A 23,410-nucleotide genomic window follows, 5' to 3' on the forward strand; every position below is an offset into this window, starting at 1 on the left:
TCACCCGTCCGCCGCTAGGTTAGTTAGAAGCAAGCTTCTAACTAACCCCGCTCGACTTGCATGTATTAGGCACGCCGCCAGCGTTCGTCCTGAGCCAGGATCAAACTCTCCATTAAAGACCAACCGAAGCTGGTTTATTGAAAGAGCGATTAGCTCATGTTGAAACTGACGAGATAAATTATCTCATGTTTGATTTTGCGAACAAAATCAGTTTACTCACTCGTTGTTCAGTTTTCAAAGATCAAAATCTTTTACTTTAACATTCGCTTTGTTTCACCACCGCGTCTCAGCGGCGACTTAAATAATGTAACACATAGCCTCGTTTTTCGTCAAGCTTTTTTTAAAAAAATATTTTTCCGCTTGATACAACACCTTTTATCCTGCTTTAGACAGTTCTAAATTATTCGTGTTGCTTAATGGGGCGAGTTATAACTTAGCACATATTTTACATGCTCGTCAAGCTAAAATAATCATTTATATATTTTCATCTCCTGTATATTCTAAATCACGTAAGAAAAAAGGAAGAAAAGATCGTTTATCGATCTTTCTTCCTGATAAATTAACGTCCGCTCATCAAAGAAGGGAGTAGCGCAGTTCACGATTTTGTCCGCGATCCCTATATTCCCCGACGGCTGATTCTCTAATAAGTGAACGATAAACCAGTTTGCGGAGCACGACGGTAAGATCTAATTGTAGATTCTTAAGTTCAGGATGATTCATAAGTTCATCTATAGACCAAGGTTCCCGTCTGCTACCTAATATACGGAATAGCGGAGAGGAGCACTCCTCCATTTTTGACATGACTGAAAATTCACAAGCAAGCAGTACCAGTTCAACCCGTTGCTCCAGAGTCTCCGTACTTAATGTGAGCTCGTTATACAGTTTCTCAATTGTTCGATCCAGCGGCTGCACCTGTACCCATAAGTGAACCTTTGGATAAATCCCACGTTCAATGAGTTCAATAGACGCCCAATGATCCAGTGCCTTCAGAACACTTTGATAAGCGTCAATGATCCGCCCTTCCCGTACTGCTTTCTTACCCTGAACGTAATTGACTAGAAAGCGGGAGAACTCATGAAATCGCTTCTGCTCTCGCAGTGGATCGTTAAATTCAATAATTTCCTCTCTTAAAAGACGTACCCTGTCATCCCGTTCCCAGACCATACGACCTTCTAGCACATAATCTATAATGTTGGCTTGTTCACCTGCGATAATCCAACCCTTCAGACAACTAAGCGTTGTGTACAACACTTGGCATTTTAATCCATTAATAAATAAGTGTTGTATAGATCGAACTGGCTCCCGGCCTTCTCCAATAATTAGAATGAGTTCATCAAAGTCATACAACATCGAACCGTGAAAATATTCTCCCGGCTTTCTGTACGAAATAACACCTATTGAATCTTCCTGCAACAATTCATCATGCATCAGGTTTAATTTGGTTAGCTGCACTTCACCCTCCATACCTGCAAGGCGGCTATAACCGCTAAATTGGATTTTGGATACATGTGATCATTTCTACATAAATAAGAAACTTCCTTCTTCAATTGTATAATTTTTTATCTTATTTAATTATTTCTTTCAGTGTTATCCAAGCGTCTTCATCTGCAAAGCTCCGACTCCACACACCAATTCCGCCCAGGTTCAGTGATTTGGCAAGTTCTACTCTTGCCTTCAGGGATATCTGATCCTCTAGCCAAATCTTTTTGACCACACCGTCTTCGGTATATTCGACATAATTCTGACCTTCAGAAGCTCTAAATTTGGGCTTCAACTTAAATCGGGCTACAATATCGGCTGCTGACTCCATACCAATTGATTTGGAGGTGACCTTAATCTTCCCTTCTTTGGGAGTCTCGGACCAAACGCGGGTATATAACGGAATACCTAAAACTACTTTTTGAGGCGGCACTTCGTCTTCCTGAATAATTCGCTGAATTGACGCTTCTGTCCATGGTAACGAGGCGACGGAACCAGCTTTTGGACTAGCCGCCCAATGCTCATCATACGCCATTACCATGAGATAATCTGTTATAGCTCCCAATGACTTTCGATCCAAAAAAACAGACCACATCTCACTTTGAGATTTGGGCGTAACATCAATGGACAGTATCAAATCATGTTCCCGAGCCATCGGTTTAAGTTCCCGCAAAAATTGGGTGACGTTGGGGCCATCCTTTGTATGAACATTTTCAAAGTCAATATTAATACCGTCCAGATCATTTTCTTGAGCAAGTGAGATCATCTGATCTACAATCGATTTTCGACGTTCAAAGGTAGATAGGGCCTCAGTTGTTATTTCGGGATTAAAACTGTTGCTCAACAAGCCCCATACCTCTATCCCCTTACGATGCGCCCAGCTTACATATGCAGGGTCCGCCTTGCTTTCTACAGTACCCTCATGATCAACGACGCTGAACCATGTAGGGCTCACCACATTTACTCCAGGCATAGGATCAAATTTGGAAGGATCAGGCTTACGATTATAGACGGCTTCCCAAGCGAGATTCACAGGTTTACCCTGCCAATGCTTCTCCGAGATTGACAAATCGTCCTTAACCGAAGGTATCACAAGTTCTTCTCCTTCAGAGATACAGTCTGACTTAATGTATCCTGCATAACCATTGTCTAACTGCACAAAATACCAATCGCCCTGTTGAGACCAGATGCGTACTTTCGTCTGCTGTGATACATCTGCCAAAATAAAAGATAGACTAGAGGCTTCTTTGCGCAAAGCAATTCTAGCATCCTGTTGTCCATCTTTCTTTTCTACACTACCTAGCCTGACTTTTTCTCCGGCTTTCATCAGAATGACGGCACCTGTTACAGGGTCCTCGTGGATGGATATACCATATACTTCACGTACAGCCTCAATGGGAATATATACTTCTCCACTGATTATCTGAGGGGCGGCGCTAAGGGCATATGTTTTACCATTCAGTTCCCCTTGTGTCTTTGAAACATTCATATGGAGCAAGCTTTGTCTCGTTGCCATAATGACGGTTTGGCTGTCATCCTCATAACGAATTGAAGGGTCAATTTGACCTTGTATCAATTTAAGCGGCATCAGCATGTTCTTACCGGAGCTTTGAGCTTCATATCCGGTCAACTTGCCCTTTATAAAAATAGGTCGGACACTCCCCTGCCAATCGGGTTTCTCGTGAAGAGGATTACCATACCATACGACAGTAATTGCGCATATAATCGCTGCGAATAATAGCAGGCTTGCCGCTCCTTTGAATCGAGAACGTTTACGGCGGCGTCTGGAATGATTTCTGGCCAATATTGAACCTCCATTGTAAGAAATTTTGATTTCTGTATTTTGTAACTTTACAGATTACCTGAGACCAAAAACAAAGTGATTTAAACAAAAAAACGCGGTAAATCCCCACTTATGGGGAATTCCTCACGTTTCCAATCCATTACAATATATACATTCCGCACAAAAAACTTCAATTCCTTGTTTCGTTACGATTGTTTGTTACTACAAGCTTTGCATACTCCGTGTAACTCCATACGATGTCCATGCACCTCGAAGCCTGTTTCCAACGCAGCATGGCGTTCCACATCTGCCAAATACGGATAACTGAAATCTTCAATCTTTCCGCACTTTTCGCAAATGATGTGATAGTGCTCCGAAATATTGGCATCATAACGACTGGCGTTATCTCCATAGGTCAACTCATGTACCATACCCGCTTCTATAAACATTTTTAAGTTATTATAAACCGTAGCCACACTCATACTTGGAAACTTGGACTCCAGCGCACGATATATTTCATCTGCAGTCGGATGCCCCATAGATTCCATCAAATAGTTTAATATGGCATGGCGCTGGGGTGTTATGCGTACACCTGTCTTCTTCAGAAGTTCCAAAGCATGCTGGACGCGTGCTGCCATATATGTCCACCGCCTTATCCCTTACTTGCAATCCTATCAATTACCACGCATCTATTTACAATTTACTTCTAAAGCTACTCACATTGTACGGTCTACTCAAGAATCTTGTCAACGCGCCGTATTGTCGCCGGATGTTCCTATCGAAGTATCGGTCGCAGGAACTTCAGGTTCATCGGGAGAGCTTCCAGATGCATCGGGTGCAGTCGATTCCCCGGAACCATTCAAGTCGGGTAACGACGGAATCAGTAACTTTTTAATGGTTAAATTGCTGTTACCCTCTACATTAATCACATATTTGCCATCTCCGTTTTGGCCTGAAATGCTTTTACTGTCTATTTTAAACGGAAAATCAGATTGAAGATTACCATAACTGCTTGAACCCTCTAGCTGAAAATCTCCATTTGACGGAAGATCCAATACGATATCACCGACAGCACTGTATATTTTCCAATCTCCACCTACCTGCTCGCTATGCACTTTGATAGCGCCATTAAGCGAATTTGCATTCAGCTTGGCTGTAGAATTCAGCACATTCATGTCACCATTTTGAGTATCAACGGTAATATCCCCTTCCGAACGAGCGACCTGAATGTCACCTACCATAGTGTGGAGTGACACGGCCCCTTCAATATCCCCTGCCTGCATATCGCCACGGTTCGTGCGTACATCCACATCTCCGGAAATCCGATGCAATTTAATCTGACCGTTCAGGGTGCCTCCTTTGACATTGCCGATAGCGTCATTAACTGTGAGGTTCCCATTACCACTCTCAAGCCGGATGCTGTCGATAGCGTCAACTCCATTCAAGGTAATATTCCCGTTGGAGGTTCTAATCTGCATATTGAAGCGCCGATCCTCTGGTACGGTGATCAACATGTTCATTCGAGGCTGACGTTTACTTGATGCTCCGTATGACTGTACCTCCGGACGAATCTGGATGGTCTTGCCGTCGGTAGAAGTCAGTGAAGAAGCTTGAGCAATCTTGTCCGCTTCGGCAGCAGGCGCTTGATCCACCCATAGAGTCCCACGCACCTCAATATTGGACACAGGCCTTCTGATCAGTGTTATATCCCCATTCACTGAATCAACTACTAAATCGGATGTCTGCATAGTTACAGGTACCAGCACACCGCCCATATCATACCGATTCTCTTTAGCCTGGCTAAAATCCATAGAAGCCGATGTCAGATTGAGACTAACCCGGTTCCACAGGTACATATAATGGTTTTGCTGGGTCACGATAAAAACCGAAGCAGCCACTACCAAAGCGGACAGAATCCCCTTTAAGTCAGGTCTGAAACGTCGTCCGTTGTCAGGCTTGCCCTCTTTGCGATAATACACACCAAAAAAAATCAGATACTCCAGACCCCAAAGCACAAAGATTACAGGCCACCACACAAGGAGCTGCAGCATATATTCCGTGTTCTGAAGCACATCTACAATCAGCAAAATGCCTACAGCCATCAACAGAAGCGAAGCGGTGTAGCGGCCGACTCTTATTTTACGGTGCACGCCTGCTTCACCCTCTTTCTTTCAACTTTTTTACGTTTAAAGGCTAGAAAGGCTTCCCTTAGAAAAAGGAATAAACCGATCATCATTAATATAATGGCCAGCGTCAGGAACCCATAATCTTCGAAGAAAATGCTTAACCAGCGAGGTTTCATGCGGAACAGAATCATAAGTCCACCGCCTGCCACCAGTAGCACAGCAAAAGCAAAGCCTCTTTCCCACGCATAAAATGGACTGCTTTGCTGACCTCTAGCATCCATTCGTGCATATTGATCTGGCTTGCGCCGATAACGAACCATGTAATCCGCTGACTGTAAGACATCATATACATTATAAAAATATAAAACGGGTATGAACAAGCCAAGCAAAATTAGTAATGGGATGTTAATCCTCAATCCATCGGAGGAAACATACAGCATCGCAAAAATATCTAGCAGGAGCAATACAATAAATGTAAGCCCCCTAATAAATAGTCCTAAAAAAAGATGTCCCATTCCAGGTATCAGCGCTGCCATGATAATGGCAATTACTTTGCGAAATTTAGCGTATTGCAGACGCCCCCGCTGTTTCTGTCCATGTGGCTGTTCAGCCTGTCCGGACGCTCCCGACGGTAACGGTTGTTCCGAGTTCATGCCATCCTCCCCTTTGAATTCCATACGTAGCTCCGCTGTAAAATACTTTGATGGTTACATAGTACCCCAATCAGATTTGATAGTAACTGTAAAAAAAAGGGTTATGCTCACTCGACGGAGACGGCAGCTATATCTTCCCATTGTCGTAAATCAGCTGCAATACGTACCGGATTAAAGTCATGTCGGGCCAGCACCTCCAGGGAAACCTCCATACTCTGACGATCCGGATGCAATTCATGAAATGGAATGTTTTCATGTTCTTTAATCATGATTTTACGTATTTCCACTTTTTCTTGCTCTAAATAAGTCGAAATTTGATCAAGCAATCCGTGAGAGGACAATCCGTACAGTGTAATAAGATGAGGCTTGCGTCCACGCATATACCGAAGTTCTAATTTGTTGAACACCCATAAATTTAAAAATACGAGCACAGTTGCCGCTATAGAGGGTAAATAGAAGCCTGCTCCGACCCCAAGGCCAATGGCAGCTACGACCCAAATGGAAGCCGCCGTTGTGAGTCCAGTAATCGATTTACCTGTGAACATAATCGTACCTGCGCCCAGAAAGCCTACGCCAGTAATCACCGCCGTAGCCAAACGAGCTGGATCTATACGCACATTAGCTTCTTTAATAAAATCAGCAAAGCCGTAAATGGAGAGTAACATAATCAGCGCCGATCCAAGACTGACCATAATGTGAGTCCGCAAACCAGCAGCGTGATTGGAACGTTCTCGCTCAAAGCCAATGAATCCACCGAGAAGCATGGACAGTAATAGCCGTAAAATGATATGTGAATCATCTATAATCCACGGATTATTCATTCGAGTCTCTCCTCCCGGTTATGTCGTGCTTCCCTGTCCGGGCATGCGGTTTGTGAGTATTATTCCACGTTATGCAAATGGTAGGTGGTTAATTCCACGCCTGGGGCCACTTCTGCCGCGGAAACGGGGCGAAAACCATGTTTTCGATAAAGCGTCACTGCAGGAGTGTTTAAAGTTCCTGTGGTGACGATAAACAGGGGGACATTACGGTGTTTATTCAAAACATGCTTCATTAAGGAGTCCGCAATCCCTTTGCGAAAATGATCTGGATGAACCATCATACGTGTAAGGGTAAGCGAACCAGATGACTCAGACTGCACAGCTAGTGCTCCTAGCAGTTCATCATCCTCCAGCCACCCATAAAAAGACTCCCCGCAGCTTCTCAGCGTCTCCAATGTATCCATCAGTGGAGGAATCTCATCAAATCCAATCAGTTCAGCTTCCAGCCTATAAGCGACGTGCTGAAGACGCCATATCTGACTGACAATATCATCATCTTCCAATGAACATAGGGTAATCATACTGTTTGCCCTCCTAAGGAAACTCATCATATGTCATCACGCTATTTGTTTGATGCCCCATTCGTGTCTTTGCACCTATGCAAAAGGGGCCTGTCCCTATAAGACAAGCCCCTGTCATAACTATGCCATTAACGGTTCAACACTTCTGTCAGCAACTTATTGGCCAGGCCAGGGTTAGCTTTGCCCTTGCTCTCCTTCATCACTTGACCGACCAAGAAGCCGATGGCCTTTTGCTTGCCAGCTTTGTAATCCTCGACCGATTGCGGGTTAGCTGCTACAACTTGTTCGACAATTGTCAGAATTGCACCTTCATCACTGATTTGCACAAGTCCTTTTTCTTCAACAATTTGCTGTGGCAGTTTATCACTTTCCAGCATTTCCTTGAAGACCGTTTTGGCAATTTTACTATTGATCGTCCCCTTCTCCAGTAGTCCGATCATTTCACCCAAGCCCCGACCTGTCAATTTAACCTGCGACAGTTCTACATTGGCACTATTCAAATAGCCGAGTAAATCCCCCATAATCCAGTTGGATACTGCTTTGGCATCCTTGGTGTACTGAAGACTATCCTCGAACAAATCAGCCAATGGCTTGGAGGACGTAATTACCTGTGCATCATACTCAGGTAATCCATATTCCGAAGTGTAACGTGCTTTACGCTGGTCGGGTAATTCAGGAATCGAAGCACGGATACGCTCTTTCCACTCCTCATCAATATGCAGTGTAACCAGATCCGGGTCCGGGAAATAACGGTAGTCGTGCGCCTGTTCCTTACCACGCATGGACAAGGTTTTACCCTGTGCCTCATCCCAGCGACGTGTTTCCTGTACGATCGTGCCACCTTCGTCCAGCGTCTGTTCTTGCCGGAACTGCTCATATTCCAGTCCGCGCTGTACGCCACGGAAGGAGTTCATGTTTTTCAGTTCCGCTTTGGTTCCCAGCTCTTTTTGTCCATGCGGCCGAAGACTGATATTCGCATCGCAACGAAGCGATCCTTCCTCCATCTTCACATCGGATACGTCACAATACTGCATAATGGCACGTATTTTTTCCAGATAAGCCTTGGCTTCTTCCGGCGAAGATATATCCGGCTCCGAAACGATTTCAACCAATGGTGTGCCGACCCGGTTAAAATCAACCAAAGAAGCATAGCCACCATCAACGTGGGTTAATTTTCCCGCATCCTCTTCCAGATGCAACCGGGTAATGCCGATACGCTTGGTTTCACCGTTCACTTCAATATCAATCCAGCCATGCTCACCAATCGGTTGGTCATATTGCGAAATTTGGTAAGCCTTCGGTGAATCAGGGTAGAAATAGTTTTTGCGGTCAAACTTGCTCACATCAGCGATGGTGCAATTGAGCGCCATTGCCGCTTTCATCGCATAATCAACGGCTTGACGGTTCAATACCGGTAATACTCCCGGATGTCCTAGACAGACCGGACATGTATGAGAGTTTGGTGGCGCTCCGAAGGATGTCGAGCATCCGCAAAATATTTTGGACTTCGTATGCAATTCCACATGGACTTCAAGTCCAATGACCGTCTCATACTTCGATGTAGTTGTAGACATGAATAGGTTCCCTCCTTTTTGGCAAATTACAGCTGCGGACGCAGCTTGTGAAATTCAGTATTTTGTTCGAATGCATGCGCTACACGCAGTACAGAAGACTCATCAAAGGCTTTTCCGATAATTTGTAGTCCGACTGGCATTCCATCTGCAAGACCACAAGGAATACTGATCGCCGGCACGCCAGCCAAACTCACTGGAATCGTCAAAATATCGTTCAAATACATTGTCAATGGATCGTCCACTTGGGAGCCGATTTTGAAAGCGGTAGTCGGTGCAGTGGGTCCGATAATCACATCATATTGTTCAAATACACGATCAAAATCCTGTTTGATCAGTGTGCGCACTTTTTGAGCTTTCAAATAATAAGCATCGTAGTACCCGGAGCTGAGTGCATAGGTACCGAGCATAATCCGACGCTTCACCTCAGGACCAAACCCTTGCGTACGGGACTGATGGTACAGATCAAGCAGGTTATCCGGATTATCAGCGCGTACACCATAGCGCACGCCGTCAAAGCGGGCCAGATTGGACGATGCTTCGGATGAAGCCAACAGGTAGTAGGTCGCAACTGCATATTCCGTGTGTGGAAGAGATACTTCTTCCCATACAGCGCCCAATCCTTCCAGTGTTTTCAGTGCATCGAGCACCTTTTCCTTGACCTGTGGATCTACGCCTTCACCAAGATACTCTTTAGGCACAGCGATACGAAGTCCTTTTACATCTCCGGTTAAAGCGTTCAAATAATCAGGAATGTCTACCTTCGCAGAAGTGGAGTCCTTCTGGTCATAGCCTGCAATGGCTTGCAGGACATAGGCTGAATCCTGAACATTTTTTGTAATCGGACCGATTTGGTCTAAAGATGAAGCAAAAGCCACCAGTCCAAAACGGGATACCAGACCATAGGTTGGTTTTAGGCCAACTACGCCGCAATAAGAAGCGGGCTGGCGAATGGAGCCCCCTGTATCGGAACCGAGCGTGAAATAAGCTTCACCCGCCGCAACAGCTGCAGCCGAGCCGCCACTGGAACCGCCGGGAACACGTTCCAAATCCCAAGGGTTACGCGCAGGGAAAAAGCTGGAGTTCTCGTTCGAACCGCCCATGGCGAATTCGTCCATGTTCATTTTACCAAGTGTCACGGTTTGCGCTGCGCGTAACTTGCCAACCACTGTGGCATCGTAAACAGGATCAAAATTTTTCAAAAACTGACTGCCACATGTGGTGCGTAGCCCTTCCGTCACGATATTATCCTTAATACCGACCGGCAGACCAAACAGCAACCCTCGTTCCTCTCCCGAAATCAGCTGATCATCCAGCTGACGTGCGGATGCCCGAGCCTGTTCCTCGTCAACAGTAATATAGGCTCTGATCTTCTCTTCCCGCGCATCAATTGTCTCCAGAGCGTGTCCCACCAGATCACTCACGGAAATTTCCTTTTGATGCAGCTTGTTATGTATTTCCGGCAATGTGTTATTAAACAAGCTCAATTTGCATCCTCCTTTCAAATGTGAAATCTATTCCAGAACAGCAGGAACTTTAAACTGTCCATCTTCTTCTTCAGGTGCATTACGCATCACTTGCTCATGCGTCAAACTTTCGCGAACTTCGTCGTCCCGCATGACATTGCTGACGTGCAGCACATGAGTGGTCGGTTTTACCTGCTCCGTATCCAGCTCATTCAGCTTCTCCGCATAATGGAGAATGGCGTTTAATTGCCCTGTCATCGTTTCTTCCTCAGTCTCGGTCAAATTCAACCGGGACAGCCTAGCTACGTGACGGACATCTTCCTTGGAAATGTTCATTCAAAACCCTCCTCATGTATATATAAAAATCCAATAAGCGACTGGAATCGGATTTTGCAAAATCCTGGTATCAAAAATGTTACACCGAACTTTGAAATAACGTTTTTAATTATAGGATAGAACCCTATACAATTCAATCTTTGACGCAGTACAGAAGCAGACTGTACATCAATGAGGTAAATGTTACTAAAAGAATATAAAAAAAGCACCTCTCGGTGCTCTTTCCAGAAAACTATAGCAGCTGAAATCGTGCCCATTATATATTGTTAAAAAGAGTCGGCAACAGCCGATTCCTATATCCAAGCACGCAAATTAACTTGTTTGATAAAATCAGCCTGTGACAATAATTCTGCCGCGGTTTCTTCTTCCTCAGTCTCTACTGAATCATGACCACCGTTCATCACATGTCTGAACAGCTTCTCATTATGAGTAGCAAGGGCGTAATCTATCAGCGCTTCACGCTCAATCCGCTCGGCTTCCAGCTTGAGAATACTTTCTTCCAGCTCAATGTCCCCGGATGGTACGAAAAAATTGCGATTCACCTTCGGTACGCGAATGACATAGTCAAAAGCATTGTCCGCATTACGGTCGTAAGCAATGATATAACCATGTTCGCCCACAGGAAGATTCTGCTCAAAAGCATCCGCGACGATCATAATTCTAGCTCCTAAATGATGCATCGTTAGCCCCCCCGTTTGTCTGAACTTATCTGCTAAGTCTACTAAAAAAAAGGTAGCTTGTCTATATCATCTATGTATCTTCATAATCTACCGTCTCCACGTCCAAATCTATGTTCATTAAGCCGTATATGCCAGTTTTGCGTAAGGCTTCCGCCCTGCCGCTTTACCTTTTTCCAAGTTATGATCTTCGGTTCGGAACCTACCACAGCATCTTCAAAATCTATTATTTTGGGAAGACGGAAACTGCCTTCGTTCTCTCGGTGTACCCCATATATATGTTTTCTTTTCATGCTTGCTCCCCCTTGTGATCTGACGGCCTCATGCCTCTTTATCCTCTTAATGGGCAAAAAAAAGAACGCAAACCGGGATTCATCCACAGCTTGCGTGCTTCGCGAGTTTAGTATGTAACTTCAATAAATGTATGTTAACAAAAATAAAAACCTTTGTCTATACATAATTTATATTTTGTTGTCGAATTGAGGCAAAACCTGTCACTTCTTTGATTTTGCCTCAATTAATTAACGTTTATCAAATTTACCGGATATACGGATTGTTAGCTTTCTCATAACCTATAGATGTTTTGGGGCCATGACCACAATAGACCGTAACGTCATCTCCGAGCGGAAACAATTTATTCTGAATGGAATCGTACAAATCCCGTTCCCGCCCCCCCGGCAGGTCGGTACGTCCGACACCCTGACGGAATAGCACATCCCCGGAGAAAAGATCTTTGCCACACAAGAAGCTAACACTTCCGGGTGAATGTCCCGGTGTATGGAACACCTTGAACGTGTGCCCGATTAGATTTAATTGCTGACCTTCCGCCAAGTCATATTCGGCAGGTCCTGTCGAGATCGGTGGAGATGCCTCTGGCCACATTAGGGAGCCATTCAGCTTAGGAGATGTGAGCCAGTCTTGCTCCAAGTCGTGCAGATACACCGGGCATCCTTTCGCATTGCGAATCTCCTCCACTCCTCCAATATGGTCAAAATGGGCATGGGTCAGCAGGATAGCTTCAATGGTCAGGGATTCAATCGCTCTCAGCAAAGGTCCCGGATTCATTCCTGGATCAATAATAACGGCACGCTGTGGATCATCCCCTTGAAGCAAATAAGCATTCGTTTGAAGTGGACCCAGATTAAAGCTGCGAATGGATAAGGTCATAAGTTAAAATCCCGAGATCAGCTCGCGTAATTCCTGAACAATCACAGGATGAACCTCGGTTCCCTCCCCATATTTTGCAGCCATTTCTTTGCGAGCAACTGCGATTTTTTCTTGATAATCATCGGCTTCCCGATCTGGATTTTCACGTTTGAATTCGATCATAATTTGTTGGACATGTGCAGGACGTGGTCCCCAGTGACCAAGTACGTGGCCCCCAGTATCCGCAAAAATCACAATCGGCACAGCACGTCCGCCCATCGTCAGGAAGTCGTCCATCAGCGCCTGGTGATTTTCCAAAATTAATACTTCGGTTGGAATACCGCTATTCTCCAGCGCGCGGAACACAACGGGCACATTGCGCACTACATCCCCACACCAGTCGGCAGCTAAAATAAGCACACGCAGATCATCACGATGGTTCAGGCTTTCAAAAAACTCCCGATCCTCTTCGCTGTTCCACACAAACTGATCGTATCCGGAGCGGAAGGCTTCTTTGTTCTTTTCCATGCTCTCCATAAACTGCTCAGGACTCAAGCCCTTGCCGAAATATTGCGATACGTTAGTACGGCTCATGTTATACACTTCCTTTTTTGTTTTTGGCTACAATCCATTTGATAACAAAATAAATGATCAAGAGCGCAAGAGCAACTAGCAAAATGGGTTTGATGTAAGGTGCTGCCACTTCGTCAATTTGCTCCCACTTGTCTCCCAGCAGCATACCTAAATATATAAACAAAACAGACCAAGGTATAATCGCCAGCGTCGTCAAAATAATAAAGCGCCATACGTTCATTCGAGCCAACCCGGCAGGGATTGAGATCGCGTGACGCACAACAGGGATGAAGCGAGCTGTAAAAATGACCCCCGTACCATATTTATTGAACCAGGCTTCAGCGTGGTCGACATGGCTTTTTTTGATGAGTATGTATTTCCCGTACTTATCCAATACCGGTCTGCCGCCATAGCGTCCAATCCAGTAAATGAACAGTTGGGCCAGCACCCCGCCAATCGTTCCAAACACGACTGCGCCAAAAAAATTAATATGACCCGAAGACACTAAAAAACCGCCATAAGCGAGAACAATTTCACTTGGAATAACCTCCACCATCAAGCCTAGCATAATACCAAAATACCCCAGACTGCGAATGATCTCAAACAAATAATTAATGATACTAGATATCTGGTCCATTTTTCTTCCCACTCCCTGCCTGTTTCTCTATTTTCATTAGTGTATCACAGCGGCAGAACAAGTCGCCACTTCGCTCAATTAGGGTGGCCAGTGACCCCAGCTCCTGTGCCCGCATAAGTTGAGAGAGAGAGGAGGGGGTACAATATGCCTCCCGGCAAATTCCCCAAACATGACAATCCACATTCCCGTTTACCCACGGCTCGTGGTATCCGCCGAGCATGCTGCAAAGAGCTGTACCGAACCTGCAAACGTCTACCTGTTCACATTGCTCCTGATCTGGTCAAGCAGGGTGAGGAGCTGTACTGCCGCAAGGTCGTCGGACACCTCATCTGGATTGCGGAAAACCATAGCAATCGCAAACTACTGTGCGACTGGTGGGACGAAGATGTCAGCGAGGAGCTCGCGGCATTGTGGAAGGTGGATCGCGATGTCCTGTGCACCGCTTTTAGAAGTGCTTATGGCGGGTAGAGGTTTTGCGTACAGCAACCATAACTGTAAACTACAAAAAAGTGGAGCCACCCCGCAGTGGCTCCACTTTTACTATATGATTAGCTGTGTGTCTGCTTCTGCCCCGCTCCTTCGGGAAGCAAATCCGCACAAGCAAGTTCCAAATACGGGTCAGCATGTATAAAATCCCGAAATGCTGTGTACTCACGCCACAGAACGGACCGTTCTCCCGCTTGGCCTTTGACAGCACGAATCAGAATATTTTTAGGCGTATGCTCCATGTCGATAAATTCCAAGAGCTGTGTCCGATACCCCATCATATCCAGCAGCTTGGCCCGGATTCCATCCGTTGCTAGTGCAGAAAAACGCTCTTTCAAAATGCCATGGGAGAGCAAAGGCTCCAATACCGGATTTTCCAGTTGGCTAAACAGCTCATGCTGGCAGCACGGCACTGATAAAATGACAGACGCTCCCCAGCGTACAGCCTTTTCCAGTGCTGCATCTGTTGCTGTATCGCATGCATGCAAGGTAACGACCATATCCACCTGCTCCAGTTCGTTATAGTCGGCGATATCTCCGACCAGAAACTCCAACTGTCGATATTGCAGCTTTTGCGCCAGAACATTACAGGTTTCAATGACATCTGCTTTTAAGTCCAAACCGACAATCTGCAAAGGTCGTTTTTGCTGTACTGCCAAGTAGTGATAAAGAGCAAAGGTCAAATACGACTTGCCGCAGCCAAAATCCACAATCGTCAATGGGCGGCCTACCGGAAGGCTGGGCAATACATCCTGCACCATTTCGAGAAAACGGTTGATTTGACGGAATTTATCGTATTTGCGGGCCAGCACCTTGCCGTCCTCATTCATAATCCCCAGCTCAATCAGGAAAGGAATACGCTCTCCTTCCTCAAGCACATATTGCTTTTTGCGATTATGAGACAGATCGGCTTTACTTTTGCTCGGTGACTTTGTCAGGATGGATACTTTATATTTTTTACTGATCAGCACCTGATAGTCTGCATCCTTGGCACATAGAAGTCCTTGGCGGAATGTGTCCTCAAACAAGGCAGTCATGCGCTCATTAGCTTCGTCAGGGGTCAGATTTTCATGAATGACTTTGTTGCTGTAATGAAAGGCAAACTGATAATGCAGTTTGTTTTTCAATTCCACAGGTTTGATTTGCACTTTAGTAAAAGAAGCATCCTCACGTTTGCGCAGCTGACTCAGCGTTGCTGTTATGAGGGAGCCTCCCGTGGTCAATTGGTATACAAGTTCGCGCAGTGAATCCAAAAGGTACATCTCACTTTCTTTCATGTAATTGGGTGATCTCGGACAAACCCTCGATGATTTCCTGGCGTGAAATTCCACCCAGCTCCAGCTCTGCATCGGTCTTATCCAGTAACTGACTGTAAAATGCCTCTGCTTCCGATCTCAGGTCCGGCTGCTCCCATGCCAGTCCAAACCAGACATCGGCGGCTTGGTTCAGTCTGTTTTCCCGCTCATAATGAGCAGCCAACAGCTTGCTGGTTTCAGGAGAAAGCTCATATTCATGAACCAGTTTTACGATACATGCTATTCGTTCAGGCAGGACCTGTAGATCACGAGTCGCGCCATTCAGATCGCTGTACAAATATAGATGAAGAGATTTCATTAAAATTCGTATGCCCTCGTCTATTTTTCTGGTCTCCATGTATATAACAGCTTCTTCTTCCAGAATGCGAGCCACTTGCTGAAGCTCATCCGCTTCCATCCCAGGACCCATTCGAAAAAGCTCAATAATTTGTTCCGGCGGCAATCGTCTGAGCAAATCTGAACGAAGGCGAAACTGCTTGTTGAGTAGGTCATCTAGTTGTTTTAGCGCTTCGATGTGTTTATTTTCACGCCTCAGACCGAGCACCGATGCTACTGCTGATGTCAATTCTTCCATCATACTAAGCAAATAATCTTTTCTAAGCAAGCCGTTCCCTTCCTTTCATCCTGATGCTTAGAGAACCAGCAACACTGCCCCTTCTGATTGTAAGACATCCTTGTCTAAAAGCCAAATGTCGCAATCATGGCGTATCCCATTTAGCACGATTACTAATGTAGAGGATCGTAGAGGATGAATGATAGATACTCAGAAAATCACGTATGGCATATAACATTCCAGTAATACAGTGTTTTGTGTCAAATCATGTGACTAGCGAAATACAAGCATTCGAAAATTGGATATTGATTCTCTGTCACTCTCGTGTTATTTTTGTTTCATAAGAAACAAAAATAGTTGTTATGTTTTATGTATTTATATAAAAATACAATATATTTATTTTCATGAGAAACAAAATTATGCCATGATATTTTACGAAAAGGAAGTTGGAAGTATGGGAAAACAATTTAGTTCGATATTACCGGAATATAAGGAGTTCATACAGCGACAGCATATTTTCTTTGTAGGATCAGCACCTGTATCTGAGACGGGGCATGTGAATATTTCCCCCAAGGGATATGATTCCTTTCGTATATTGTCAGATCATAAGGTAGCCTATCTCGACCTGTCGGGAAGTGGCAACGAGACAAGCGCACACATTATAGAGAACGGCCGGTTAACCATCATGTTCTGTGCATTTGAAGGCGAGCCCTGTGTATTAAGGCTCTTTGGTACTGGCACAGTCGTGCTGCCTAATACAAAGCGTTGGAATGAGCTGTATCCTCTCTTCAATCCACTGCCTGGGGCCAGACAAATCATTGTTGTTGATGTTCATATGGTGCAACATTCATGTGGTTTTGCAGTTCCCTTCATGACTTACACGAGCGAACGGGAAAAGCTGAAGGACGTGGCGATTCAGATGGGCGAAGAAGCACTTAAAAAGTATGCATACGAGAAAAATTTAGAGAGTATTGACGGTTTGCCAACGGCGTTTGCCTTGAACAAAAACAATATGACTTAGACATTCTGCACATCAACCAATAGGAAGCAACAAGTCAGCAAAAACCGGAACCCTCTGATACCACATCAAAAGGTTCCGATTTTTGAACTTACCTTACTCTACTTTTTCAAGTTTAGCTCCAAAAATGACAAGATGGCATTCGCTAATAACTGCGGTGCTTCGAACAAGCTCATGTGTCCAGACTTCGGTAGGGTAACCTGAGTTACTCCGGCTCGATCTGTTGTAAACGTCCGTGCTGGAGGAACCGCATGATCCTGCTCCCCTGCCACTAAAAGTGCTGGCAATGCAGATGCCGACAACACATCCCGACGGTCAGGACGCTCGCGCATAGCCAGTGATGCTCCTACGGCTCCTTGTGGAGGTGTTTTGTAGCCAATTTCTTTGACTTTGAGTAGTTGGCTCGGCATCGACTCCACATGTTCAGGAGCAAACAACCCCGGTACGAGTCCATCTACAAAGGTTGTAATCCCTTCCGTTTGAATGGTGGATACCGCCTTGTTCCGCTTTTCTTTACCTTCGTCCGTATCTGCATGAGCCGTTGAATGAATCAGTCCAAAGGCTGTAAGACGCTCTGCATGTCTCTGTACCGCGGAAAGGGCTAAGTAGCCTCCTAGGGAGTGACCAAACCATGCAGCCTGAGGAATGTCCAATTGTTCCTGCAGTTTAAGCACATCGTCTGCCATTTGATCAATCGTATAGGCTCCGAGTGGAGCATCGCTGCGTCCGTGTCCACGCAAGTCCGGAACAATACAACGATAGCTTTGGGATAGCAAGGGAACAACCTCATCCCAATAGGAGGAGCTTCCGCAAAATCCGTGCAACAGAATGATCGGATCTCCTTTTCCTTGTTCGGCATAGCAGATCGTCGTTCCTTCGCATAATACCTTTTCCATGTGGAACCCTTCCTTCTCTGTATATAATCTATTGGTTCTGAATATATTAGTAAGTAGAACATGCTGATGTATATTATTAAGCAGACCATCAATATCTGAAACGGTAGCCCGCTGGAAAATCTTGCGAAGCTGTTTTTAAACCAAATTCACAAGCCACTGCATCTGCAATATATGCGGCCATCGTCATCACCAGGTGAAGTGACGTCATCTGGAGTGTCCAGTAGGGTTTGGGACTGCGCTCGTTCACAATCGCGGCCACGCTATAATGCCCGACGGACGGCAGAGACAGCCCGACCGATCGCGCAGGGGTTAGCGGTTCACGGGCAACAAGGAACATTCCCGTTGAGCCATGCTGTCCAAGACAAGCATCTATGGCGATCACATGATGATCTTGGGGAATACGCTCCAAGTATGAAACCAGATGATCCGCATCACAAGGCTCTGTCATTGTGCCAATCACATGAGGAAAGCCTTGCTCCTTGAGCATGGTGCCTACCAGAGGCCCGAGTGAGTCACCCGACGAGCGATCTGTACCGATACATACAAAAGTCAACTTATCTATAGCATGCTGATGTTGAATTTCTCGAAAAAACGGTGCGAGTCCGTCGCGATCTGTTTTCTCTACATTAGATTCTACGGGCGAGCGACCAGATGTGGAAGCTCGATTATACAAAGACAACTTTGTCCATCCTCCTTCATTCAGTTATATATCGGTAATCTGGCTATCAGTACATTCTACAACAAAAACATGATACAATACAGGCAACTTCCCCTGTTATGAAAGGATGGAACATTAACGATGGATTTGTCTGTACCTTCTCATGCCAACATTGAGTATATGATTGAGGGCATTAAAACCAAGCTTCGTATGGCAAGTGGTGCTGCTATGCAGGCTTCCGCTTTCTCGCTAGAGCAATACGAGGACATCCATGATGTCTACGATATGGTAATCAGCAAGCCTAATCTCAGCATTTCAGAGGTTGAAGCCATTGTCTCCGAACTGGGTAGATTGCGTAAGTCCTCGTAAATCAGCTTGTAGACAGACAGCTTGGCTATTTTAAGTGTGTCACCACAAATAAAGCTCGTATCTCCGGTCGTCTTATCAGACGCGCAAGGAATACGAGCTTTATTTTTTCGATGCATATACGTATTTTCATCCACTTCTTTCTTTACCCATGGATGCTTCAAGGCAAATCTACTAATACCAGTTCAGATATTTCCTCATTCCCTGTAGCTAGTATCTTTAATGTACAGTTATTCTGAATTCGCGCGGCATCCCCAGGTCTTAACTGAAATTCCCCATCCTGACACGTAACTTCGACATGACCGCTAATGATATAAATGTGACTGCGGCGCTCCTCTTGCTGTGGATACTCAAGCTGCTGTCCCTTTTCCAATCTGCTCAGATACAGATTTAAATCCTGTGCAATCGATAGGGCTCCCTCCACCTCTGAACCAGACACTACGGGCTGAAGTCGATTTAGGCGTTCACTGTGCTTGAATCTCTGTACCTGATAAGAAGGCTGAAGGCCAGGACTCTCGGGTAGAAACCACATTTGCAAAAAACGAACCGGTTTTTCATCCCCAAGATTTCGCTCCTCATGTTCAATTCCGGTGCCTGCACTCATAACCTGGATCGAGCCGCTTTTCAGATCCTGTTCGTGGCCCAAGCTGTCGCTATGATGCAGAAGACCTTCAATTACATAGGTGACGATTTCCAAGTCGTGATGCGGATGTCTTTTGAACCCTTGCTGCGGTTTAAGCTCATTATCATTATGGGCTAGCATACATCCAAAATGGGCATTGCTCGGATCTTCATAATCTGCAAACGAAAAGCTAAACTCACTATGAATCCATCCCTTATTTGAGGTATGTCTCTCTGCTGATGTCACTATTTTAATCATCCTTAACACCTCCATGGATTTCAGTTCCGTAAAGCAGCCCTTACTTCGTGATTCCTAATCCACTTCCGGCCCTGGCATTACAAACGCTGTAATACGATCCCTTTACCCCGCACTTATATGCGTCAATCAGCCTATTGTCTCTGTCTAATTTTGCTCTCCAGTTCATTATTCGTTAAGTTAATAGTACACAAAATCAATCTATCACAGCCATAAGGAGGCGATTTACTACATATGCTATCCCATGAACCTCAACGATTCCGATTCTTACCAAGCTATTTGCGTCGCAGTCTATCCGCATCTATGATCATGATCGCTGTCTTACTTCTCATTGCCTATTCAGTAAAATGGATTGGCACAGCTCCTTTTCTATATTGGGATGAGCGCATTCAAGATATTGTTTTTCCAGACACAACTGCTGCTCATTACCAACTACTACCCGTCGCCATCTTCATTACATCGTTAGGCTCATTCCGCATATCATTACTGATAGCAATCGGTACCGCAATCTTGTGCTGGGTCTATCTCCGCTCAAAAGCGTATTCCTTTGCCATCCTAAGCAGCTTTACGGAGATGTGGGTGCTAAATACGATCATAAAGGAATTTTTACAACGGGAACGCCCGTCTCTTCAACATTTGGTTGAAGCAGGAGGTTACAGTTTTCCCAGCGGTCATGCGATGATTTCCATGGGATTTTACGGAATGATATTTGCCATTTGGGCTATAGAACGAAAGGTTCATAAGCGTACATTCTTCCTTCCGTGTGTTCTTGGTGCATTGCTCATTCTCTTGGTTGGCCTCAGCCGTGTATATTTAGGAGTTCATTTTCCCACCGACATTGCAGGCGGCTATATTGCAGGTATGATCTGGCTGGTATTTACCGTTCCCGTGGTCTATTGGCGAGCACGTCTGTGACGTTCTCCCCTCTCTCTCCCCCGTCTATAAGCGCTCTAAGATGGCTTTTTGTTTCACTCACGGTCACAACGTTTATATACGAAGTAAGCAAGGCGAAGAAATAACGAAAGCTCAGCATTTATCAAAAACATTATCGATGTGTGAACTCAGGATAAAGGAGGCGATCCTTGTGTGGGGAATGGTCCTAAGTATTGTAATGGCTATTATTATCGGATTGATTGGCGACGCACTAGCGGGTCATGAAATGCCTGGCGGCATTGCGGGCTCTATGATTGCTGGATTTGTAGGAGCTTGGCTTGGTGCTACGGTCCTAGGAGACTGGGGCCCAGTCATCGGAGATTTCGCAGTCATTCCAGCCATACTTGGAACTGCATTGTTCGTGTTCTTGCTCGGACTTGTGTCCAGGCTATTAAGAAGGGCTACCTAACATTTATATATATTTTTTATTCTATAAAAGGAGTGATATATCATGAGTAACATTGACAATCAAAATATGGCAAGCACTTCAGGTTTTGCAAAGGGTTTATTCATTGGAGGTTTGATTGGTGCTGCGGCAGCCCTGCTGTTCGCTCCAAAGCCAGGCCGTGATTTGCGTAGCGATCTGTCCGAAAAAATGACTGTTGTCTCCGATAAAACCAAGGATGTTGCATCCGTAGTCAGCAGTAAAGCGACGGATTTGGCCAAAACCGTTTCGACCAAAACAGCAGATGTAGCCAAAACGGTAGCCGAGAGCAAAGACAACATCGTATCCAGCGTAACTAAAGCCTCTGCTGATGTTGCTAATGAAGCGGCTAAAGCAGATAAAGAAGTAATGGATGCAACCGCTCAGGCAGCCAAGGACACTCAGAAACAATTAAACGCAAATTCATAATAGGAACACATTCTCATTATAACCATAATAAGCTCCAAACACTGAACAGCCAGCAGGCAAGAAGCTGGCTGTTTTTAAATGATAGAAAGGCTGGGATGACAATGAACAAAACAAACTCCTATGGAGATGATCTTGCTCGGAACAACAAGAGAACCTTTCACCCCCTACAGACACAAGATCAACCAGACGAGGCTTCATCCAAGCAGACCTCATCTACTCATGTTAAAAAGCATGATCATGAAAGAGATTTTGATGTGGATGAACATCCTTTTGAGCTACGTCATGAGGTCAAGCGGCTTAACAAACGTCTAGATCAAATCGCAGATACATTAGAAAAAGCAGAATTCAAAGATATTATAGAGAACTACTCCAGCACGAAAAGAAGAATTATTAGTAATCTGACGGCTGGGATTTCAAGGGGTCTTGGCCTTACACTGGGTACAGTGGTCGTACTCGCCTTACTCGCTTGGTTGCTCAGCTTCCTGGTGCAGTTAAATCTTCCGGTTATCGGAGATTTCATCGCCGAGTTGTTAGGATATATCAAAATGAGCCAAGGTACTAAGTGATTGCCTTCTATCTCATATAAAAACGATCCATCGAACCGGTAATGAGCTCCTACAATGCCCCCGGTTATGATGGATCGTTTTTTGAATGCACATTATAACTGCCGTAAGCAACCGCTACAATTTGTTACGCTTATTCGTTTTTAATAAATCTCCTGTCCATCCCTTCATCATCAGCCAGCCGTACATCCCTGCCATACTTAGCAGAGTAACGACAATCACGAAGGTAAAACCCCAGCCTGTTTTAATCCAAGGCAGATTTTCAAAGTTCATGCCCCAAATAGCCCCCACTACAGTGGCCGGCATAAATACAGCGGTCACAATCGTGAGCGTCTTCGAAATCTCATTGCCCCTAAATGCAGAAATGGCGTCATCAATAGAGATCAGTGTGTCGATTTCCTTTTCATAATGGCTGAAAAGTCCCTCCATTCGAGTGACACGGTACAGCAACTGCTTAAAAAAGCGATTTTCCTCCAGCTTATCCAGGTATGCTTCGCGGGAAGCCGTGACCAGCTCTGAAAAAGGAATGAACATATTGCTCCAATACAACAGCTCGAAACGCGCGTTCAATATAGAATCCATCAGCGTACGTGCATTCCTTTTCTCCATGTCCTCTTCCAGTCTTCTCAGGTTGATCTCAAACTTATCCATACCCGTATGAAAATAATGAAGCACGGCTCTCGCCAATACGAACATGCCATCTGCTGCATCCTCACACTGTTGCAGCATGGTTTGACGTTCTGGGGTATGCATAATTTCACGGGTATTTTGATCCAAATTTAAGGTCACTAGCTTCTGGTCTAGAACTAGAAAATAAAACTTGTTGCAATTGCGCTGACTGTCGATCTCCTCCTGAACGGAGTAGATCAACGATCCGCACATCAACGGCTGATTGCCATCTGGAAAGCGTACAGAAATAAAGCTGGATGGAATGTCCTCTACCTTATCCAGCCACTCTGCGGCCTTTGGGAGCTTCTCCTTCAAGTGCTGTATGACCGAATCCTGCCAGTCCGCAGCACAGATGTCCCACCATTCCCATCCTCCACGGAAGGTAGAAATCTGTTCAAATGCTGTCATGGATTCCATCCTTTCTTTGTTTTTT

29 protein-coding genes and 1 rRNA gene are annotated in these 23,410 nt (G+C 45.1%); 7 read left to right on the forward strand and 23 right to left on the reverse strand.

Features of this window, described 5'->3' with window-relative positions; all coding sequences use genetic code 11:
- The 17 genes from ACN6NF_RS20800 to ACN6NF_RS20880 form a co-directional block, all read right to left on the reverse strand.
- Nucleotides 1–116: ribosomal RNA gene (locus ACN6NF_RS20800) — 16S ribosomal RNA — on the reverse strand; the annotation flags it as partial.
- A 457-nt stretch (nt 117–573) separates the two neighbouring features.
- Nucleotides 574–1,452, reverse strand: coding sequence for a nucleotidyltransferase-like protein (locus ACN6NF_RS20805; protein ID WP_474319407.1), 879 nt, complete (start codon nt 1,450–1,452; stop codon nt 574–576).
- Between the two features lie 112 nt (nt 1,453–1,564).
- Nucleotides 1,565–3,283 (reverse strand): glycosyl hydrolase family 18 protein, encoded by a 1,719-nt coding sequence (locus ACN6NF_RS20810; RefSeq protein WP_474319408.1) that lies wholly within the window; start codon nt 3,281–3,283, stop codon nt 1,565–1,567.
- Between the two features lie 185 nt (nt 3,284–3,468).
- The gene (locus tag ACN6NF_RS20815; RefSeq protein ID WP_013373015.1) at nt 3,469–3,900 is read right to left on the reverse strand and encodes a Fur family transcriptional regulator; all 432 of its coding nucleotides are present in this window, start codon (nt 3,898–3,900) and stop codon (nt 3,469–3,471) included.
- A gap of 108 nt (nt 3,901–4,008) precedes the next feature.
- Nucleotides 4,009–5,412 carry a DUF4097 family beta strand repeat-containing protein gene (locus ACN6NF_RS20820; protein ID WP_474319409.1) on the reverse strand — a complete coding sequence of 468 codons (1,404 nt, stop codon included), beginning with the start codon at nt 5,410–5,412 and terminating at the stop codon, nt 4,009–4,011.
- Nucleotides 5,397–6,065: a hypothetical protein gene (locus tag ACN6NF_RS20825; protein ID WP_474319410.1), complete on the reverse strand. Its 669-nt coding sequence runs from the start codon at nt 6,063–6,065 to the stop codon at nt 5,397–5,399. The genes ACN6NF_RS20820 and ACN6NF_RS20825 overlap by 16 nt, the downstream gene beginning before the upstream one ends.
- An 83-nt stretch (nt 6,066–6,148) precedes the next feature.
- Complete coding sequence (locus ACN6NF_RS20830) at nt 6,149–6,862, reverse strand: MgtC/SapB family protein (RefSeq protein ID WP_474319411.1); 714 nt, start codon at nt 6,860–6,862, stop codon at nt 6,149–6,151.
- Between the two features lie 59 nt (nt 6,863–6,921).
- Nucleotides 6,922–7,383 carry a GNAT family N-acetyltransferase gene (locus ACN6NF_RS20835; RefSeq protein WP_474319412.1) on the reverse strand — a complete coding sequence of 154 codons (462 nt, stop codon included), beginning with the start codon at nt 7,381–7,383 and terminating at the stop codon, nt 6,922–6,924.
- Nucleotides 7,384–7,511: 128 nt separating this feature from the next.
- Nucleotides 7,512–8,957 (reverse strand): Asp-tRNA(Asn)/Glu-tRNA(Gln) amidotransferase subunit GatB, encoded by a 1,446-nt coding sequence (gene gatB / locus ACN6NF_RS20840; protein ID WP_016820259.1) that lies wholly within the window; start codon nt 8,955–8,957, stop codon nt 7,512–7,514.
- Between the two features lie 26 nt (nt 8,958–8,983).
- Nucleotides 8,984–10,441, reverse strand: coding sequence for an Asp-tRNA(Asn)/Glu-tRNA(Gln) amidotransferase subunit GatA (gatA, locus tag ACN6NF_RS20845; protein ID WP_474319413.1), 1,458 nt, complete (start codon nt 10,439–10,441; stop codon nt 8,984–8,986).
- Nucleotides 10,442–10,468: 27 nt separating this feature from the next.
- Nucleotides 10,469–10,756, reverse strand: a complete 288-nt coding sequence (gene gatC / locus ACN6NF_RS20850) for an Asp-tRNA(Asn)/Glu-tRNA(Gln) amidotransferase subunit GatC (protein WP_016820261.1) — start codon at nt 10,754–10,756, stop codon at nt 10,469–10,471.
- Nucleotides 10,757–11,049: 293 nt separating this feature from the next.
- Nucleotides 11,050–11,436 (reverse strand): hypothetical protein, encoded by a 387-nt coding sequence (locus tag ACN6NF_RS20855; RefSeq protein WP_016324719.1) that lies wholly within the window; start codon nt 11,434–11,436, stop codon nt 11,050–11,052.
- An 80-nt stretch (nt 11,437–11,516) separates the two neighbouring features.
- The gene (locus tag ACN6NF_RS20860; protein ID WP_474319414.1) at nt 11,517–11,726 is read right to left on the reverse strand and encodes a hypothetical protein; all 210 of its coding nucleotides are present in this window, start codon (nt 11,724–11,726) and stop codon (nt 11,517–11,519) included.
- A 244-nt stretch (nt 11,727–11,970) separates the two neighbouring features.
- On the reverse strand, nt 11,971–12,600 hold the full coding sequence (locus ACN6NF_RS20865; RefSeq protein ID WP_474319415.1) for an MBL fold metallo-hydrolase: 630 nt from the start codon (nt 12,598–12,600) through the stop codon (nt 11,971–11,973).
- Between the two features lie 3 nt (nt 12,601–12,603).
- Nucleotides 12,604–13,173, reverse strand: coding sequence for a thioredoxin family protein (locus ACN6NF_RS20870; RefSeq protein WP_474319416.1), 570 nt, complete (start codon nt 13,171–13,173; stop codon nt 12,604–12,606).
- Nucleotide 13,174: 1 nt separating this feature from the next.
- A complete protein-coding gene (gene uptA / locus ACN6NF_RS20875) occupies nt 13,175–13,789 on the reverse strand; it encodes an undecaprenyl phosphate transporter UptA (protein ID WP_029517185.1) in 615 nt (204 codons plus the stop codon).
- The gene (locus ACN6NF_RS20880; RefSeq protein WP_474319417.1) at nt 13,773–13,904 is read right to left on the reverse strand and encodes a hypothetical protein; all 132 of its coding nucleotides are present in this window, start codon (nt 13,902–13,904) and stop codon (nt 13,773–13,775) included. Before ACN6NF_RS20880 ends, uptA begins: the two co-directional genes overlap by 17 nt.
- 29 nt (nt 13,905–13,933) lie before the next feature.
- On the opposite strand from ACN6NF_RS20880, the gene ACN6NF_RS20885 reads away from it, so the two are divergent.
- On the forward strand, nt 13,934–14,257 hold the full coding sequence (locus ACN6NF_RS20885) for a dehydrogenase (RefSeq protein WP_474319418.1): 324 nt from the start codon (nt 13,934–13,936) through the stop codon (nt 14,255–14,257).
- A gap of 80 nt (nt 14,258–14,337) precedes the next feature.
- On the opposite strand, the gene ACN6NF_RS20890 is transcribed toward ACN6NF_RS20885, so the two are convergent.
- Together ACN6NF_RS20890 and ACN6NF_RS20895 are read right to left on the reverse strand one after the other, a co-directional pair.
- Complete coding sequence (locus ACN6NF_RS20890; protein WP_474319419.1) at nt 14,338–15,552, reverse strand: class I SAM-dependent methyltransferase; 1,215 nt, start codon at nt 15,550–15,552, stop codon at nt 14,338–14,340.
- Nucleotides 15,539–16,195, reverse strand: a complete 657-nt coding sequence (locus ACN6NF_RS20895; RefSeq protein WP_474319420.1) for a DUF6483 family protein — start codon at nt 16,193–16,195, stop codon at nt 15,539–15,541. Before ACN6NF_RS20895 ends, ACN6NF_RS20890 begins: the two co-directional genes overlap by 14 nt.
- Nucleotides 16,196–16,598: 403 nt before the next feature.
- On the opposite strand from ACN6NF_RS20895, the gene ACN6NF_RS20900 reads away from it, so the two are divergent.
- The gene (locus ACN6NF_RS20900) at nt 16,599–17,165 is read left to right on the forward strand and encodes a pyridoxamine 5'-phosphate oxidase family protein (RefSeq protein ID WP_474319421.1); all 567 of its coding nucleotides are present in this window, start codon (nt 16,599–16,601) and stop codon (nt 17,163–17,165) included.
- A gap of 98 nt (nt 17,166–17,263) precedes the next feature.
- Here the strand turns inward: ACN6NF_RS20900 and ACN6NF_RS20905 are convergent, their stop codons facing one another.
- On the reverse strand, nt 17,264–18,058 hold the full coding sequence (locus tag ACN6NF_RS20905) for an alpha/beta fold hydrolase (RefSeq protein WP_474319422.1): 795 nt from the start codon (nt 18,056–18,058) through the stop codon (nt 17,264–17,266).
- A gap of 88 nt (nt 18,059–18,146) precedes the next feature.
- Nucleotides 18,147–18,761, reverse strand: coding sequence for a spore protease YyaC (gene yyaC, locus ACN6NF_RS20910; RefSeq protein ID WP_474319551.1), 615 nt, complete (start codon nt 18,759–18,761; stop codon nt 18,147–18,149).
- 96 nt (nt 18,762–18,857) lie between these two features.
- Between yyaC and ACN6NF_RS20915 the strand changes: the two genes are divergently transcribed.
- Nucleotides 18,858–19,085 carry a DUF1128 domain-containing protein gene (locus tag ACN6NF_RS20915; protein WP_013373034.1) on the forward strand — a complete coding sequence of 76 codons (228 nt, stop codon included), beginning with the start codon at nt 18,858–18,860 and terminating at the stop codon, nt 19,083–19,085.
- A 157-nt stretch (nt 19,086–19,242) separates the two neighbouring features.
- Here ACN6NF_RS20915 and ACN6NF_RS20920 read toward each other — a convergent pair whose 3' ends face one another.
- On the reverse strand, nt 19,243–19,962 hold the full coding sequence (locus ACN6NF_RS20920; RefSeq protein WP_474319423.1) for a pirin family protein: 720 nt from the start codon (nt 19,960–19,962) through the stop codon (nt 19,243–19,245).
- Nucleotides 19,963–20,193: 231 nt separating this feature from the next.
- On the opposite strand from ACN6NF_RS20920, the gene ACN6NF_RS20925 reads away from it, so the two are divergent.
- The 4 genes from ACN6NF_RS20925 (at nt 20,194) to ACN6NF_RS20940 (ending at nt 22,311) form a co-directional block, all read left to right on the forward strand.
- Nucleotides 20,194–20,874 carry a phosphatase PAP2 family protein gene (locus tag ACN6NF_RS20925; RefSeq protein ID WP_474319424.1) on the forward strand — a complete coding sequence of 227 codons (681 nt, stop codon included), beginning with the start codon at nt 20,194–20,196 and terminating at the stop codon, nt 20,872–20,874.
- Nucleotides 20,875–21,043: 169 nt separating this feature from the next.
- Nucleotides 21,044–21,301, forward strand: coding sequence for a GlsB/YeaQ/YmgE family stress response membrane protein (locus ACN6NF_RS20930; RefSeq protein ID WP_474319425.1), 258 nt, complete (start codon nt 21,044–21,046; stop codon nt 21,299–21,301).
- A gap of 42 nt (nt 21,302–21,343) precedes the next feature.
- A complete protein-coding gene (locus ACN6NF_RS20935) occupies nt 21,344–21,745 on the forward strand; it encodes a YtxH domain-containing protein (RefSeq protein WP_016820275.1) in 402 nt (133 codons plus the stop codon).
- Between the two features lie 95 nt (nt 21,746–21,840).
- Nucleotides 21,841–22,311 (forward strand): DUF5665 domain-containing protein, encoded by a 471-nt coding sequence (locus ACN6NF_RS20940; RefSeq protein WP_474319426.1) that lies wholly within the window; start codon nt 21,841–21,843, stop codon nt 22,309–22,311.
- A gap of 114 nt (nt 22,312–22,425) precedes the next feature.
- On the opposite strand, the gene ACN6NF_RS20945 is transcribed toward ACN6NF_RS20940, so the two are convergent.
- Nucleotides 22,426–23,385, reverse strand: a complete 960-nt coding sequence (locus ACN6NF_RS20945; protein WP_474319427.1) for a magnesium transporter CorA family protein — start codon at nt 23,383–23,385, stop codon at nt 22,426–22,428.
- Nucleotides 23,386–23,410: the final 25 nt, after the last annotated feature.

This window comes from Paenibacillus sp. TSM33 (assembly GCF_056099025.1).

Coding starts and splice junctions, on each gene's coding strand:
- ACN6NF_RS20865 (WP_474319415.1), bottom strand. CDS start 12,600: ATGACCTTATCCATTCGCAGCTTTAATCTGGGTCCACTTCAAACGAAT.
- ACN6NF_RS20935 (WP_016820275.1), top strand. CDS start 21,344: ATGAGTAACATTGACAATCAAAATATGGCAAGCACTTCAGGTTTTGCA.
- uptA (WP_029517185.1), bottom strand. CDS start 13,789: ATGGACCAGATATCTAGTATCATTAATTATTTGTTTGAGATCATTCGC.
- ACN6NF_RS20855 (WP_016324719.1), bottom strand. CDS start 11,436: ATGCATCATTTAGGAGCTAGAATTATGATCGTCGCGGATGCTTTTGAG.
- ACN6NF_RS20880 (WP_474319417.1), bottom strand. CDS start 13,904: ATGCGGGCACAGGAGCTGGGGTCACTGGCCACCCTAATTGAGCGAAGT.
- ACN6NF_RS20940 (WP_474319426.1), top strand. CDS start 21,841: ATGACAATGAACAAAACAAACTCCTATGGAGATGATCTTGCTCGGAAC.
- ACN6NF_RS20905 (WP_474319422.1), bottom strand. CDS start 18,058: ATGGAAAAGGTATTATGCGAAGGAACGACGATCTGCTATGCCGAACAA.
- ACN6NF_RS20815 (WP_013373015.1), bottom strand. CDS start 3,900: ATGGCAGCACGCGTCCAGCATGCTTTGGAACTTCTGAAGAAGACAGGT.
- gatB (WP_016820259.1), bottom strand. CDS start 8,957: ATGTCTACAACTACATCGAAGTATGAGACGGTCATTGGACTTGAAGTC.
- ACN6NF_RS20870 (WP_474319416.1), bottom strand. CDS start 13,173: ATGAGCCGTACTAACGTATCGCAATATTTCGGCAAGGGCTTGAGTCCT.
- ACN6NF_RS20915 (WP_013373034.1), top strand. CDS start 18,858: ATGGATTTGTCTGTACCTTCTCATGCCAACATTGAGTATATGATTGAG.
- ACN6NF_RS20890 (WP_474319419.1), bottom strand. CDS start 15,552: ATGAAAGAAAGTGAGATGTACCTTTTGGATTCACTGCGCGAACTTGTA.
- ACN6NF_RS20900 (WP_474319421.1), top strand. CDS start 16,599: ATGGGAAAACAATTTAGTTCGATATTACCGGAATATAAGGAGTTCATA.
- ACN6NF_RS20860 (WP_474319414.1), bottom strand. CDS start 11,726: ATGAAAAGAAAACATATATATGGGGTACACCGAGAGAACGAAGGCAGT.
- ACN6NF_RS20830 (WP_474319411.1), bottom strand. CDS start 6,862: ATGAATAATCCGTGGATTATAGATGATTCACATATCATTTTACGGCTA.
- ACN6NF_RS20825 (WP_474319410.1), bottom strand. CDS start 6,065: ATGGAATTCAAAGGGGAGGATGGCATGAACTCGGAACAACCGTTACCG.
- ACN6NF_RS20945 (WP_474319427.1), bottom strand. CDS start 23,385: ATGACAGCATTTGAACAGATTTCTACCTTCCGTGGAGGATGGGAATGG.
- ACN6NF_RS20835 (WP_474319412.1), bottom strand. CDS start 7,383: ATGATTACCCTATGTTCATTGGAAGATGATGATATTGTCAGTCAGATA.
- ACN6NF_RS20925 (WP_474319424.1), top strand. CDS start 20,194: ATGCTATCCCATGAACCTCAACGATTCCGATTCTTACCAAGCTATTTG.
- ACN6NF_RS20885 (WP_474319418.1), top strand. CDS start 13,934: ATGCCTCCCGGCAAATTCCCCAAACATGACAATCCACATTCCCGTTTA.
- gatC (WP_016820261.1), bottom strand. CDS start 10,756: ATGAACATTTCCAAGGAAGATGTCCGTCACGTAGCTAGGCTGTCCCGG.
- ACN6NF_RS20920 (WP_474319423.1), bottom strand. CDS start 19,962: ATGATTAAAATAGTGACATCAGCAGAGAGACATACCTCAAATAAGGGA.